Source organism: Streptomyces antioxidans, assembly GCF_000968685.2.
Lineage (GTDB): Bacteria > Actinomycetota > Actinomycetes > Streptomycetales > Streptomycetaceae > Streptomyces > Streptomyces antioxidans.
On sequence record NZ_LAKD02000044.1, the window covers coordinates 83,694 to 98,379 of the forward strand.

The 14,686-nt window shown below is 73.1% G+C and carries 13 protein-coding genes; 8 read left to right on the forward strand and 5 right to left on the reverse strand.

Translation table 11 applies throughout. From position 1 onward, the window contains the following. The first annotated feature begins 308 nt into the window (after nucleotides 1-308). Nucleotides 309-1,118 carry a ferritin-like fold-containing protein gene (locus VT50_RS18555; protein WP_206269429.1) on the forward strand — a complete coding sequence of 270 codons (810 nt, stop codon included), beginning with the start codon at nucleotides 309-311 and terminating at the stop codon, nucleotides 1,116-1,118. Nucleotides 1,119-1,172: 54 nt separating this feature from the next. On the opposite strand, the gene VT50_RS18560 is transcribed toward VT50_RS18555, so the two are convergent. The 4 genes from VT50_RS18560 to VT50_RS18575 form a co-directional block, all read right to left on the reverse strand. Further along, nucleotides 1,173-1,445, reverse strand: coding sequence for a hypothetical protein (locus VT50_RS18560; protein ID WP_046085997.1), 273 nt, complete (start codon nucleotides 1,443-1,445; stop codon nucleotides 1,173-1,175). A 204-nt stretch (nucleotides 1,446-1,649) separates the two neighbouring features. After that, complete coding sequence (locus VT50_RS18565) at nucleotides 1,650-1,877, reverse strand: DUF3107 domain-containing protein (protein ID WP_046085996.1); 228 nt, start codon at nucleotides 1,875-1,877, stop codon at nucleotides 1,650-1,652. Between the two features lie 271 nt (nucleotides 1,878-2,148). Next, on the reverse strand, nucleotides 2,149-2,790 hold the full coding sequence (locus tag VT50_RS18570; RefSeq protein ID WP_046086019.1) for a TetR/AcrR family transcriptional regulator: 642 nt from the start codon (nucleotides 2,788-2,790) through the stop codon (nucleotides 2,149-2,151). Nucleotides 2,791-2,950: 160 nt separating this feature from the next. Continuing rightward, nucleotides 2,951-3,181, reverse strand: coding sequence for a hypothetical protein (locus tag VT50_RS18575; protein WP_046085995.1), 231 nt, complete (start codon nucleotides 3,179-3,181; stop codon nucleotides 2,951-2,953). A gap of 277 nt (nucleotides 3,182-3,458) precedes the next feature. On the opposite strand from VT50_RS18575, the gene VT50_RS18580 reads away from it, so the two are divergent. The 7 genes from VT50_RS18580 to moeZ all read left to right on the forward strand — a co-directional run bounded on the left by VT50_RS18580 (nucleotide 3,459) and on the right by moeZ (nucleotide 12,930). Next, entirely contained in the window at nucleotides 3,459-4,493 is a 1,035-nt protein-coding gene (locus VT50_RS18580; protein ID WP_046085994.1) for an alpha/beta fold hydrolase, read from the forward strand. Continuing rightward, nucleotides 4,417-6,177, forward strand: coding sequence for a DUF3152 domain-containing protein (locus VT50_RS18590; RefSeq protein ID WP_420822202.1), 1,761 nt, complete (start codon nucleotides 4,417-4,419; stop codon nucleotides 6,175-6,177). Before VT50_RS18580 ends, VT50_RS18590 begins: the two co-directional genes overlap by 77 nt. 202 nt (nucleotides 6,178-6,379) lie before the next feature. Continuing rightward, on the forward strand, nucleotides 6,380-8,293 hold the full coding sequence (locus VT50_RS18595) for a DUF3492 domain-containing protein (RefSeq protein WP_046085993.1): 1,914 nt from the start codon (nucleotides 6,380-6,382) through the stop codon (nucleotides 8,291-8,293). After that, nucleotides 8,290-9,723, forward strand: a complete 1,434-nt coding sequence (locus VT50_RS18600) for a hypothetical protein (RefSeq protein WP_075200329.1) — start codon at nucleotides 8,290-8,292, stop codon at nucleotides 9,721-9,723. The genes VT50_RS18595 and VT50_RS18600 overlap by 4 nt, the downstream gene beginning before the upstream one ends. Before the next feature lie 132 nt (nucleotides 9,724-9,855). After that, nucleotides 9,856-10,914, forward strand: coding sequence for an SDR family oxidoreductase (locus VT50_RS18605; RefSeq protein WP_046085992.1), 1,059 nt, complete (start codon nucleotides 9,856-9,858; stop codon nucleotides 10,912-10,914). Further along, the gene (locus VT50_RS18610; RefSeq protein ID WP_046085991.1) at nucleotides 10,902-11,666 is read left to right on the forward strand and encodes a spherulation-specific family 4 protein; all 765 of its coding nucleotides are present in this window, start codon (nucleotides 10,902-10,904) and stop codon (nucleotides 11,664-11,666) included. The genes VT50_RS18605 and VT50_RS18610 overlap by 13 nt, the downstream gene beginning before the upstream one ends. An 85-nt stretch (nucleotides 11,667-11,751) precedes the next feature. Next, nucleotides 11,752-12,930, forward strand: coding sequence for an adenylyltransferase/sulfurtransferase MoeZ (moeZ, locus tag VT50_RS18615; RefSeq protein WP_046085990.1), 1,179 nt, complete (start codon nucleotides 11,752-11,754; stop codon nucleotides 12,928-12,930). Nucleotides 12,931-13,062: 132 nt separating this feature from the next. Here the strand turns inward: moeZ and VT50_RS18620 are convergent, their stop codons facing one another. Beyond that, nucleotides 13,063-14,667 carry an alpha/beta hydrolase gene (locus VT50_RS18620; protein ID WP_046085989.1) on the reverse strand — a complete coding sequence of 535 codons (1,605 nt, stop codon included), beginning with the start codon at nucleotides 14,665-14,667 and terminating at the stop codon, nucleotides 13,063-13,065. Nucleotides 14,668-14,686: the final 19 nt, after the last annotated feature.

Below are 14,686 nucleotides of genomic sequence, written 5' to 3' on the forward strand. Positions count from 1 at the left end.
GCCCGGGTGCACCGGCCTTGGAAGGGGCCGGTTCGGCGCGGGACCACTGCCTTCGCTCGAGCGCACACGCCGCGAGCGGGTCCCTCCTGCCGTGCGCATAGGTGCTGCGCGCCGCGCGGAGGGCGGTCGGGTTTGGAGCCGATCGGGCCACCGACCGGGCATCCGCATTCGTGGAACAACCCACCGATACTCGGCGGGCGCATTTATCACTGTACCCCGTAAGCGCGCATCTGTGACCGGCTATCCGATGCGGGGCATCCGCGGGCATGGCTGACCAGGGCCTTCCCCGGGGCGCGGAGCGGGCTATTGTGCGCTCCATGGAGACGCCAGACACACCTGAGACGCCCGCCGCGACCACCGGGGACCGCGCCGGTGACGACGCAGCTCCGGGGAAGGGCGGCGGGGAGAAGGCCCCGGAGCCCACCGGGATCGCCGCCCAGGACTGGGACACGGCCGCCGCCGAGCCGCAGTACCGGGCCGCCGTGGTGGATCTGCTCGGCGCCCTCGCGTACGGCGAGCTGGCCGCCTTCGAGCGGCTGGCTGAGGACGCGAAGCTGGCGCCCACGCTCGAGGACAAGGCGGAGCTTGCGAAGATGGCGTCCGCCGAGTTCCACCACTTCGAGCGGCTTCGGGGGCGGCTCTCGGCGATCGGCGAGGAACCGACGGAGGCGATGGAGCCGTTCGCGGCGGCACTGGACGGGTTCCACCGTCAGACCGCGCCGTCCGACTGGCTGGAGGGCCTGGTCAAGGCGTACGTGGGCGACTCGATCGCGAGTGACTTCTACCGCGAGGTCGCGGCCCGGCTGGACTCCGACACCCGCGATCTGGTGCTCCAGGTGCTGGACGACACCGGCCACGCCTCGTTCGCGATCGAGAAGGTGCGGGCCGCGATCGAGGCCGATCCGCGGGTCGGCGGGCGGCTGGCGCTGTGGGCGCGGCGGCTGATGGGCGAGGCGCTGTCGCAGGCCCAGCGGGTGGTCGCGGACCGCGACTCGCTCTCCACGATGCTGGTGGGCGGGCTGGCCGACGGTTTCGACCTGGCGGAAGTGGGCCGGATGTTCTCCCGGATCACCGAGGCCCACACCAAGCGGATGGCCGCCCTGGGGCTCTCCGCCTAGGTCGAACGGCTGGGGAACGACTACGGAACGGGGGCTCCGGCGGCCCCCACGCCCCTACGCCGGGACCGAACGCCGACGGCGCGTCCTAGTGGGGCGGATGAGCAGCGACAGCAGCGCCGCCGCGAAGCCGAGCGCGACGATCAGCACGGCCGCCGCATGCCCCGAGCCCAGCACCGTATGGGTCAGCAGAGCGCCCAGAAGCGCGGCGGCGGGGCCGGTGGACAGGACGAGGCGCCGTGCTGGCAGCCTCCGCGGGAGCCGGTGGAGCGCCCCGTACGCGATGACGAGACCGATCAGTACCGAGGCGAGCGCTTCCCAGAACAGCATTGGCGCGTCCTTCCCGTGAGCGGACCGGAACCGATTCGTGATCACGAGTCGGTCACGCCCGTCCTACCCGTGCCCGACCGGAGGCAATCCTGTCCATGGGGGCGGTCTGTAGCGCGTGTTGAGCCGAGGGCGTGCGTGCGAGCGCAAACAGCGGCGGGGTCCGGTGATCTTGTTCCACCGGACCCCGCCGCCGTGGGTGAATCCTCAGGCCGCGCCGAAACCGACCTTGCGGGCGGTCGGCTCGCCGAGCTCGACGTAGGCGAGCCGGTCGGACGGGACCAGGACCTTACGGCCGTGGGCGTCCTCCAGGGCCAGCACCTGAGCCTTGCCGCCGAGCGCCTCGGTCACCAGGCGCTCGACCTCCTCGGCAGACTGCCCGCTCTCCAAGGTGATCTCGCGGGGCGCGTGCTGCACGCCGATCTTGACCTCCACGGCCTTGTCCCTCCGACGGTCAACTGGGGTAGCGCGGCCATCCGCGCTGTACCCAGCACACCCTAGCCGGGCCGGGACACCCGCCGGGGGCCGCGGTCGCACGCCGGGAGCGAACACGCCCGCCGCCGCGAACACGCCTGTTCGCGGCCGGGAACGGTCCCCGGCCGCTCAGTGGCCGCGCCCATCCTGCGGGGCCGCCGCGCTCAGCGGGTCCGCCGCACTGCACGGGCCAGTCCGGCGGTCGCTCAGCGCATCCGCCCGGCGGGCCCGCTCAGTGGCCGCCCTCGGCCCCGTGCAGCGGGAACCCCGCGATACCCCGCCAGGCCAGCGAGGTGAGCAACTGCACGGCGGTGTCCCGCGGCACGGCGCTCTCGCTGGAGAGCCAGTAGCGCGCGACCACCTGGGACACCCCGCCGAGGCCCACGGCCAGCAGCATCGACTCGTCCCGGGACAGTCCGGTGTCCTCGGCGATGACCTCACAGATCGCCTCGGCGCACTGCAGCGAGACGCGGTCCACGCGCTCGCGCACCGCGGGCTCGTTGGTCAGATCGGACTCGAAGACGAGCCGGAAGGCGCCGCCCTCCTCTTCGACGTAGGCGAAATACGCCTCCATGGTCGCCGCGACGCGCTGCTTGTTCTCGGTGGTCGAGGCGAGCGCGGTGCGCACCGCCTGGAGCAGGGCCTCGCAGTGCTGGTCGAGCAGGGCCAGATACAGCTCCAGCTTGCCCGGGAAGTGCTGGTAGAGCACCGGCTTGCTGACCCCGGCCCGCTCGGCGATGTCATCCATCGCGGCCGCGTGGTAGCCCTGCGCGACGAAGACCTCCTGAGCCGCCCCCAGCAGCTGATTACGTCGGGCTCGGCGCGGCAGGCGCGTACCCCGTGGGCGCGCCTCGGTCTGCTCGATGGCTGTCACGCCGCCTCCCAGTGAATGATCCCTGTGCACGATGTCCATCGCGCCCGCCATCGTACTTTTGGGTAACAGTGCGGCGCGCTGTTCGTGCGGAGAATTTCATGTACCGGACTCTATGAAAAGCCCATAAATGACGCTGGTCACCGGTAGTCCTCCTGGTTGATCACCGGTAGTCCTCCTCGTTCTCCTCGACGATCCGTGCCTGTTCCGCCCGGTCGGCCTCGTTGGCCTCCATGGACTCCTCGGCCCTCGGCCGTTCGTCGCGGCGGGAGATCACCTCGCGGTGCTGCTCGGCGGCGTCCGCCTCGGGAGCCTCGACGTCGCGCGCGGTGGCTTCGTCGGTGTTCTCCACGGAGTCCTCGAAGGTGTCGGGGTCGGTTGGGTCGATGGACATGTACTCCCCTTCCCTGTTCCCTGTGGCGGCTTCGCACTGGTGGTTCGCCGGTGGTGCGCGCCAGTGGTGGTCAGCCAGTGGTGGGCGCCAGTGACAGGTTCCCCCTTATGACGCCTTTCCACCGACGGCTACCACATGGTGGCCATCCGGTGGCGAGCCAGTGGCAAGGTGATCGCCCCTGTGACTTACGAGCCTAGGAGAGGTCACTTTCGGACGCTACGTGGTCTGTGAGCGCGAACACACGGTCGCGCACGTGATCGTCTCGTAACATTGCCGCATGTCTTCGACCGAGCCGCCGGAAGCCCGCATCGTCGCGGCGGTGCCGCCCACGAGGTCCGTGCGGGTCGGAGCGGGGGAGAAGCTGCGAACCGCCGCCCTTCCGGGGCTCACGATGACCGTGCGCTGCCGTACGGCGTCCGTCTCGGGGCTGCCGCCCGCGCTCTTCGTCCACGGCCTCGGCGGCTCCTCGCAGAACTGGTCGGCGCTCATGGAACGGCTCGCCGACCGGGTGGAGGGCGAGGCGGTCGACCTCCCCGGCTTCGGCGACTCCCCGCCGCCGGACGACGGCAACTACTCCATCACGGGACATGCCCGCGCCGTGATCCGCTACCTCGACGCACGGGCCCGCGGGCCCGTCCATCTGGTCGGCAATTCGATGGGCGGCGCGATCGCCACTCGCGTCGCCGCGGTGCGGCCCGACCTGGTGCGCACCCTCACACTCGTCTCGCCGGCGCTGCCCGAGCTGCGCCCGCAGCGCACCGCGGTGCCGACCGGCCTGCTCGCGGTGCCCGGGGTGACCCGGCTGTTCACCCGCCTGACCAGGGACTGGGACGCGGAGCGGCGCACCCGGGAGGTGATGCTGCTCACCTTCGGCGATCCGTCCCTGGTCACCCGGGAGGCCTTCGCCCACGCGGTGGAGGAGTTCGAACGCAGGCTCACCCTCCCGTACTTCTGGGACGCGCTCACCCGCTCGGCGCGCGGTGTTGTCGACTCGTACGCCCTGGGCGGTCAGCACTCCCTGTGGCGTCAGGCCGAGCGGGTGCTCGCCCCGACGCTGCTCGTCTACGGCGGACGCGACCAGTTGGTGTCCGTAAGGATGGCGGATCGGGCCAACGCCACCTTCCGCGACTCGCGTCTGTTGACGCTGTTGGACGCCGGGCATGTCGCGATGATGGAGTATCCCGAAGCGGTGGCGCGCGGGATGCGCGAGCTGCTCGACGACGTTGATCAACGAGATGGCCGGGACAGCCGGGAGGCGCGGGGGGCCGTACCGGTGTCCGGCGCGGACGGGAGCGGTGCGGCGCGTGGGTAAACACAGCGCACGTGGCAGCCAGGAGGGCCGGGAGCGCCGGTCCGTCGCGGCGGGCTCCGGCCAAGGACAGGGCTCGGGCCCAGAGTTCGTCGAGTACAGCGCGTCAGATGAGGCCCCCGCCGCCGACGGTGGCAGAGCGGGGACGGGGCGCCGCCGAGCCGCACCGGGGCCCGGCGCCCCGGATCCCGGGGTGACCCCGCCGCAGGGCGTGCCGAGGCTGCCTTACGGAGCCGATGGACCCGCGGCGCGCACCAGGGGCGGACATCCGGAGCAGCGCGAGGCGGGCGGCGGCTGGGGCGCGGTCGGCGGGCGCGGCGCCGGTCCGGGCGGAGTGGGGGGACCAGGCGGGCCTGGCGGGGTGAGGGGCCCCGGCGGCCCTGGGGGCCCTGGCGGGGTCAGAAGTCCCGGTGGGCCCGGCGGAGTCGGAGGCCCTGGTGGTCTCGGCGGTCCGGGCGGGGGCATGGGGCCGGGCGGGCCCGGCGGACTCAGGAGCCCCGGCGGTCCGGGCGGGCCCGGCGGTCCGGGCGGGCCCGGCGGTCAGCGGCCTCCTTACGGCATGCGCACCATGAACCCGCCGCAGCGCCCGACCACGGGCGGCACGGGCGGCGCGGCCGGTCTGATGCCCGGCCCGCGCAAGGAGTACATCGAGGCGTTCGACACCCCCGACGCCCTGGACTGCGACGGCGACGACGTCTTCGCCGCCGGTGCGCCGGGCGGCGTGCCCCCACAGCGCCGTACGCGGCGGGCGGCCACCTCTGCCGAGGGGATCGGCGGCGGCTCGGGCGGCGACGGCGGGAGCGGGCCGGACGACGACGAGCAGGAGCCCCCGGGCAAGGGGGCGCGCGGTGTCAGCAAGGGCGGTAAGGGGCGCACGTTCACCGGTATCGCCGCGGCGGCCGTGACCACCGTACTGGCCGTGGTGGTGGCCGGACAGGTCGCGGGCGGACCGCAGGGCGGCGGCGGTAAGACGCAGGCCCGGGGCGGCTCGGAGCGCGGCGACGACGCCGCCGCCCGGGGCGCCCGCGGCTCCCACGCCGACGACGGCCGCGGTGCGGCCCGCTCGGCGAGCCCGCCCGCCCCCGTCACCTACGACGAGAAGATGGCGACTCCCTTTCCGCTCGACGCCAAGCTGCGCGGATCCGGCGCCTTCCGGACCGTCGGCGGGCACGACAAGGCGCCCGGCCGGGGCCAGGTGCTGCGCTACCGCGTGGATGTGGAGAAGGGACTGCCGCTCGACGGCGAGCTGTTCGCCGAGGCCGTGCACAAGACGCTCAATGACGACCGCAGTTGGGGGCACGGCGGCGTTCGCACCTTCGAGCGGGTGTCGTCCGGGCATGCGGACTTCGCGATCACCCTCGCGAGCCCCGGGACCACGGCCACGTGGTGCGCCAAGTCCGGCCTGGACACCACCGAGGACAACGTCTCCTGTGACTCGGCGTCCACCGAGCGCGTCATGATCAACGCCTATCGGTGGGCACAGGGCGCCAGGACCTTCGGCGACGACAAGATGCACTCCTACCGCCAGATGCTCATCAACCACGAGGTGGGCCACCGTCTCGGCCACAACCACGAGATCTGCTCCAAGCAGGGCGCGCTCGCGCCGGTGATGATGCAGCAGACCAAGTTCCTGTCGACGGACGGTGCCACCTGCCGCCCCAACGCCTGGCCGTTCCCCAAGGGCTGACGGACCCGTACCGGCCCTATAGCGCCTCGCAACGCCTGAATTCCCAATAGGTCACGTGCGTTCACCCCTTCCGGTGGTGCGACGGACAACCGTCCATCGCGCCCTAGCCCTGCGCGCATAACGTGCTCCCGCTGCCTGACGGCGGCAGACGCCGGTGACGGCGGCAGACGAACGGCCCGTTTGGGAGATCGGGGGTGCGCTCATGCGCGTGGGACTGCTTACGGAGGGTGGCTATCCGTATGCGACCGGTGATGCGCGGGTGTGGTGCGACCGGCTGGTGCGCGGGCTCGCCCAGCATGAGTTCGAGGTGTACGCACTCAGCCGTGGCCCCGGTCAGGAGGCCACGGGCTGGGGCGAGTTGCCCCGGCACGTCGGCCGGGTGCGCACCGCGCCGCTGTGGGGGGAGCCCGAGCCCCGGCGCGGTGGCTGGGGCGGCCGTCGGCAGCGGCGGCGGTTCGCCGAGCACTTCGGGGAGCTGGCGACGGCGATCAGCGCGCCTTACGGTTCCGGTGCGCCGTACGGTTCGGGCGTGCCCTACGGTCCGGGCGCGTCCCATGGCTCCGGCGCGTCCCATGGCGCCAGTGCGCCTCATGGCTCCGGTGTGCCCGGGTGTTCCACGGACCAGGCGGACCGTTTCGCCAATGGTCTCCACGGCCTCGCGGACCTGGCGGGGGAGTACGGGGGACTGTCCGCCGCGCTCCGCTCCGAGGACGCCGTAAGGACGCTGGAGCGGGCCTGCCGCACCCTCGGGGCGCCGCACGGCGCGCAGCGGGCGCGAGTCGCCGATCTGTTGAACGTCACCGAGGCCCTGGAGCGCGCGCTGCGCCCGCTGTCCCTCGACTGGTACGGCGAAGGGGCCGGAGGCGACCCCGGGCTGTCCGGGGTGGATCTGTGTCACACCGCGACCGGCGGCGCGGCCGTGCTGCCCGGGCTGCTGGCCAAGCGCCGCTTCGGCACCCCGCTGCTGCTCACCGAGTACGGCGTACGGCTGCGCGAGTGCTATCTGACGGGCGCCGCCGGTGCCGAGGGCGGACCGCCGTTCCCCGAGGGCGGACGGCCGCTCTCCGGGCCCGTACGGTCCCTGCTGACCGCGTTCCACGGCCGACTGGCCGCCGAGGCGTACGCGCGGGCGGATCTGATCACCCCCGGCAATACGCACACCCGCCGCTGGCAGGAGCGGTGCGGCGCCGACCGGGAGCGGCTGCGCACCGTCTACCCGGGCATGGACGCCGCCCGCTTCGCGGAGGTCGGCGAGCAGTGCGCGGCGCCGTCCGAAGGCGACGACCGGACGCTGGTGTGGGTGGGCCGGATCGAGCCCCCCAAGGACGTCATCGCGCTGCTGCACGCCTTCGCCGAGGTGCGCCGGTGGCAGCCGGACGCCCGGCTGAGGATCATCGAGACCCGGCGCGGCGAGGACGCGGAGCAGGACGGCTATCCGGCCCACTGCCGGGCCCTGGCCGACCACCTCTTCCCCGACGAGGCGGCGGACGCCCACTCCGCCGGGGACAGCCCCGTCTCCTTCGAACGGCTCGGCGACCCCGAGGTGCCGACCCTGGCCGATGCCTATGCGGCGGGCGGTGTCGTGGTGCTGTCCAGCGTGGTCGAGGGCTTTCCGGTCGGGCTGGTCGAGGCGATGTTCTGCGGACGGGCCACGGTGTCCACGGATGTGGGCGCGGTGTGCGAGGTCATCGGCGGCACCGGCCTCGTGGTGCCCCCGCGCAACCCCCGGGCGCTCGCGGACGCGTGCCTGGCGCTGCTGAGCGACGCCGAGCGCTGTGCGCGCCTGGGCGCCGCCGCGCGCGCCCGTGCGCTGGAGCTGTTCACCGTGGAGCAGAACGTCGCGGCGTTCCGCGGGATCTATCTCGAGCTGATGTCGCACTGCCCGGTGCCGCGCGAAGAGGTCGGCGAGGGCGGCGGGCCGCTGCCCTTCGCCAGGCCTGCCGAGGCCCATGTGCCGGGGCGCTGGACCGCGGGCCGCGACGGCGACGGCTTCGGCCACCGGACGCCCGGCCCGGCCGCCTCCCGCCCCGCCCCGGAGCACACCCCCACCTGGGCCGGTCCACCACCACGCGAGCCGCTGGGCGTGGGCCCGTGCCCGTCCGAGGAGCGCGCATGACCACGCCCCCCCGACGGAACGACCCGTTCGCCCCGGCCCCGGACCCCGACCCGACCCCTTCCGATCAGGGCCCCGCCTCGGACCGCTTCGCCTCCGATCGCGGTCTCGCCGCCCTCTCAGGGGCCGCTCGGGTGCCGGTCTCTCGGCGGCCGGATGAGGCGTCCGCGCGTACCGGTACCGGCATCGGTGCCGGGAAGGGCCAGGGGAAGGGGCGGCGTGGGCCCGCCGATCCGGTACGGGCGCTGATGCACCGTCACCACGATCTGTGCGCCCGCGCCGTCGATCCGCTGGAGATCGCCGCCGGGCTGGAGGCCCACGGTGTGACGGACCGCACCGCCGCGCGCTTTCGGCACCGCGATGTCTTCTCGCTCGCCGAGGAGTTGTACGCGCGGGTGCCGCGCGCCGAGGAGCCCGCGCTCCCGGCAGCCGCCGCGCCGGGGCGCGCGCTCGGCGTGCGGATGACGCTCGCGGCGCTGTGGCTGCTGCCGGGCGCCCTGTGCGCGGCGACCGCCTCCGCCGCTCTCCGCGTCGATGCCATCCGTAAGGACGCCACCATCGGCCTCGCCCTGGGCGCGGGCGGCGCCGCACTGACGCTCATCGCCCTGTGGCTGTGCCTGCGCCACGGCCCCCTGCGCGTCCGTGGGCGCGGGGCCGGACGCGGGGGCCGTATCGCGCACGCCCTCGGCACCGGCTGGCTGCTCGGGTACGCCGCCGCCGGGGACTGGCTGCTCACCGGGCTCCTCGACGGACGCCGCCCGTACGACGCGGCGCCCGCAGCGGGGGCCGCCGTCGTCCTCGCCCTGGCCGCCGCGCCCGCCGCATGGTGCGCCCGCTGGTTCGCCGTCGGGGCGCGCCGCAGGCTGGCGGTCAGCCGAGGTCTGGAGGAGTTCGCCTCGGGGGTGCGCCCGCTGTTCGCGGGCGTGGTGACGGCCTTCCTCTGCGCTCTGGCGGCCCTGGTGCCCGCGGCCCGGCTCACGGTGCCCGGATCGCCTCCCGCCACCGCGCACCTCTCGACGGCCGAGGGCGCCGCCGTGGCGCTCTGCGGGCTGCTGTTCCTCGCCCGGCTGCTGGCCGTCCACGGCTTCCGGAGGGCCGCGCTCAGCGGCATCGCCGTGGCCTGCGCGGTCCAGGCCACGGCCCTGGCCACGACGGCGGCCGCCCGGCTGCCGGGCGCCGGGCCACTCGGGGAGCCCGTGGCACGGCTGACCGCCGCCCAGGGCGCCGCCGCCGTCCCCGCGGCCGCCTGTGGGGCCGCCGCGCTCGCCCTGCTGATCCACGCGTTCGGCGCCCTGTGCCGTGCCTCCGCCCACGGCGGCCCGGGCGCGCGTACGGCCCGGCCCGCTCGTGACCCCCGTACGGCCCGCACCACCCCGGACCGCGCCCCATATGGCGTCCACCGCGCCGCACAAGGCGCCCACCTCGCCCCGTAAGGGGCCCATCGCGCCCGTAAGGCGCCCACCGAACCCGCCACCCCCCGTCCTTCCCCCCTCAATGAGTCCGAGGAGCAACCACATGAGCTGCGACATGACCGATCAGCGCGCGGGTACGGGGAGGCGCGACCGATGAGAGTCCTGTTGCTCGGATCCGGCGGATTCCTCGGCCGCTATGTGGCCGAACACCTGCTCGCCGACCCCGCCGTCCAGCTCACCGCGCTCGGCCGCGGCGACGACGCCGATGTGCGGTTCGACCTCTCCAACGGCAGCCCGGGCGCCCTCACCCGCTTCCTCAACGCGGTCCACCCCGGCGTGGTGATCAACTGCGCCGGGGCGACCCGTGGCGGGGCGCGCGAGCTCACCCGGCACAACACCGTCGCCGTGGCCACCGTCTGCGAGTCGCTGCGCCGCAGCGGCTGCGGCGCCCGCCTCGTCCAGATCGGCTGCTCCTCCGAGTACGGGCCCTCGCAACCCGGCTCGTCGACCGCCGAGGACGCCGTGCCGCGCCCCGGCGGGCCGTACGGCGTGAGCAAGCTCGCCGCCACCGAGCTGGTGCTCGGCTCCGGGCTGGACGCGGTGGTGCTGCGGGTCTTCTCGCCCGTGGGCCCCGGCACTCCGGCCGGTTCGCCGCTGGGGCGGCTCGCGGAGGCGATGCGGCGCGCGATGCAGTCGGGGGAGAGCGAGCTCAAGCTGAGCGGCCTGGGCGTGCAGCGCGACTTCGTGGACGTACGGGACGTGGCGCGGGCGGTCCACGCGGCCTCGCTGTCGGCCGCGCAGGGCGTGGTCAACATCGGCACCGGGCGCGCCGTAAGGCTGCGCGAGGCCGCGTCCGTGCTCGCCAGGGTCGCGGGCTTCGGCGGCGCCCTGCACGAGATCGACACCTCGCCGGGGCGCGGGGGCCCGCATCACGTCCCGGCCGCCGCGGCCCACATCCCGGCGCCCGCCCACCCCCACGGCACGGCCCACGGCCATGCCACCGCCCACGGCCACGCGCCCGCCCACCCCCAGCTGGCGGGCGAGCACGGCGGCGGTCCAGCGGGCGCCACCACCTACCCCTACCCGGACGGCTGCGGCAGCTGGCAGCAGGCCGATGTGCGCACCGCCCGCGACCGGCTCGGCTGGCGCTCCAGGATCCCGCTGGAGGAGTCGCTCGCCGACATCTGGATGGAGGCGGCATGTCGCATCTGATCCCCGCGGGCCCGGGACACGAGGTCCCGGCCACCGCCCGGCTGGGCTTCGGGGTGCCCGGTTACGCCCACCCCCTGGTGGCGCCCACCGAGTGGGCCGAGCTCACCCGCCCCGGCGCGCCCCTGCACTGGGCGGTCCTCAACGTCGCCCGCGGGCCCGGCGCGCGCAGGGATCCACACTGCCTCACGGCGGCGGCCCGGCTGCGCGCCACGGGCGTACGGGTGCTGGGCCATCTCGACCTGCGGTGCGGCACCCGCCCCTTCGGCGAGGTGATCAGTGACGCCAACCACTTCCTGGACTGGTACGAGGTCGACGGCTTCTGTCTGGAGCGCTGCCCGGTGGACCGGCCGGGACTGCCGGAGGTCCGCCGTACGGTGGCCACGCTGCGCGCGCTGCTCGGCGGGGCCTATCTGGTGCTCGGCCAGGGCATCCATCCGCATGAGGGCTATATGGAGCTCGCCGATCAGCTGGTGACCTTCCGGGGCTCGTGGCCCGACTACCGCTGGTCCCAGGTGGCCGAGTGGACCGCGGGATATCCGCCCGAACGGTTCTGCCACCAGGTGCACGGCGTTCCCCGTCGGCATCTTGAGGAAGCGCTGAGGATCGCCCGCTGGCAGGGGGCGGGCACGATCTACTTCACCGACCGTACGGCCCACCCCGAGGGGCGGACCTGCACCGATTCCCCCTGGACGGCCCTGCCCGGCTACTGGGACGAAATCGTCTCGCGACTCGGACCACGTGTCATGGAATGAGATGGGGCGTGGCAGTGTTACGAGAAGAAAACCACCCCGCTCACGCGGGGGTGAACCGTCTGCTCCCTCCCCTTACGGAGTCCCCGTGTCGCTGCCACCCCTGGTCGAGCCGGCTGCCGAGCTCACCGTCGACGAGGTCCGCAGGTACTCGCGCCATCTGATCATCCCCGATGTCGGGATGGACGGGCAGAAGCGGCTGAAGAACGCCAAGGTGCTCTGTGTGGGCGCGGGCGGCCTCGGCTCCCCTGCCCTGATGTACCTCGCCGCGGCCGGCGTGGGCACCCTCGGCATCGTGGAGTTCGACGAGGTCGACGAGTCCAACCTGCAGCGCCAGATCATTCACAGCCAGGCGGACATCGGCCGGCCCAAGGCGGAGTCCGCCCGTGACAGCGTCCTCGGCATCAACCCGTATGTGAACGTCGTGCTGCACGAGGGCCGTCTCGAGGCGGACAACGTGATGGAGATCTTCTCCCAGTACGACCTGATCGTGGACGGCACCGACAACTTCGCCACCCGCTATCTCGTCAACGACGCGTGCGTGCTGCTGAACAAGCCGTACGTATGGGGTTCGATCTACCGCTTCGACGGCCAGGCGTCGGTCTTCTGGTCCGAGCACGGCCCCTGCTACCGCTGCCTGTACCCCGAGCCCCCGCCGCCCGGCATGGTCCCGTCCTGCGCCGAGGGCGGCGTGCTGGGCGTGCTGTGCGCCTCCATCGGCTCCATCCAGGTCACCGAGGCCATCAAGGTGCTCACCGGCGCCGGGGACCCGCTGGTCGGCCGTCTGATGATTTACGACGCCCTGGAGATGACCTACCGCCAGGTCAAGGTCCGCAAGGACCCGGACTGCGCGGTCTGCGGCCCGAACCCGACCGTCACCGAGCTGATCGACTACGAGGCGTTCTGCGGTGTGGTGTCGGACGAGGCCCAGGAGGCGGCGGCCGGTGCGACGATCACTCCCAAGCAGCTCAAGGAGTGGATCGACGACGGCGAGAGCATCGACATCATCGATGTCCGCGAGCCCAACGAGTACGAGATCGTCTCGATCCCCGGCGCCCGGCTGATCCCGAAGAACGAGTTCCTGATGGGCGGCGCCCTCCAGGACCTTCCGCAGGACAAGAAGATCGTCTTGCATTGCAAGACGGGTGTCCGGTCGGCGGAAGTCCTGGCCGTCCTGAAGTCCGCGGGCTTCTCCGACGCCGTCCACGTGGGCGGCGGCGTGATCGGCTGGGTCAACCAGATCGAGCCCGACAAGCCGGTCTACTGATCCCCGGTACCCACCGCCCGTGAGGGGGCCGGACCGCCGCGCCGACGGCGATCCGGCCCCTTACGGTTGTCGTCGGCCTCCTTACGGCTGCCGCGGGAGCGTCCGGCCCTCCTTACGGCTGCCACGAGGGCGTCAGCGGCACGTCGTGCCGCCCGCGGGCACCTTCCCGTCCAGCAGATAGGCGTTCACGGTCTTCGTCATACAGGCGTTGCCGCTGTTGTACGCGCCATGGCCCTGCCCCTCGTAGGTGACCTCGACGCCCACGCCCTTGCCCAGCTCCTGGACCATCTTCCGGGCCCCCTCGTACGGGGTGGCCGGGTCCCCGGTGTTGCCGACCACCAGGATCGGCGCCGAGCCCTCGGCGCTGACGTCCGGGCCGTCCGTGGTGCCGTCCACCGGCCAGCCGGTGCAGCCGAGCATGCCCCAGGCCAGATACTCGCCGAAGACCGGGGACGCCTTGCGGAAGCGCGGCAGCTGCGCCTTCACATCGGTCACCGTGTAACGCTGCCTGTCGTCCACGCAGTTGATGGCCGCGTTGGCGGCGCTGACGTTGCTGTAGTGGCCGTTCTCATCGCGGCCGGACATCGAATCGGCCATCGCGAGCAGCATGTTGCCCTCCTCGAGCCGCATCGCCTCCTGCAGCCCGAGCGTCAGGTACTTCCAGCTCCCCTTGTCGTAGAGCGCGGCGGCGATACCGCTCAGCGCCCCGTCCTGGGTGAGCTTGCGGCCGCTCTGGGTGGACAGCGGCTTCTTGTCGAGCTTCTTCAGCAAGGCCACGATCCGGTCGGCGCCCGCCGCCGGGTCGCCGCCGGTCGGGCAGGCCGTGCCCTTCTTGGCGCAGTCCTTGAGGTAGTTGTCGAGCGCGAGCTGGAACCCCTTCGCCTGGCCGTAGGAGCCCTGCTCGGGGTCCTCTGTGGGGTCGACCACGGCGTCCAGGACCGCGCGTCCCACCCGCTTCGGGAACAGGTGGGCGTAGACGCCGCCGAGTTCGGTGCCGTAGGAGATGCCGAAGTACGACAGCTTGTCGTCGCCCAGCACTTGCCGCATGAGGTCCATGTCCCGGGCGGCGCTCACGGTGTCCACATGGCCGAGCACCTTGCCGGAACGCTCCTCGCAGCCCTTCATGAACGCCTTGGAGTCCGCCAACGCTGCCTTGACCTCGGCGTCGTCGTCCGGCGTGCTGTCCACGGTGTCCGAGGCGTCGATCTCCTCGTCGCTCTGGCACCGCACCCCGGCGCTCTCGCCGACCCCGCGCGGATCGAAGCTCACCAGGTCATAGCGCGAGCGCAGGGTGTCGTACGCGGTGGCGAAACCGGGGAGCGAGGAGACCCCGGACCCACCGGGTCCGCCGAAGTTGAACACCAGGGAGCCGATGCGCTTGCCCGAGCCGGTGGCCTTGGCGCGGATCATGGCCAGATCGATCGTTTCGCCGCTGGGCTTCGCGTAGTCAAGCGGCGCCTTGAGCGTGGCGCATTCCCACCCGCTCCCCGGCTTCTCACCGGTGCCCTGCAGCACGCTCGGGGCAGGGCAGGACGACCAGTCGAGCTTCTGGCCGGTGAGCGAGCCCGGCAGCCCGGAATCCGAAGGCGCGGCCGCGGCCGGCGCCGAGGGCTCGGACGACGCCTTGCCCTGCTCATTCCCCCCGTCGCCGTCACAGCCCGCGGCGGCGAGAAGGGCGACCACGGCGGTCATGGAGACCAGCGCCCTGGTCCGTATGGTGCGTGGGGAACTCGGCATATCCGGAGATCCTATGTCG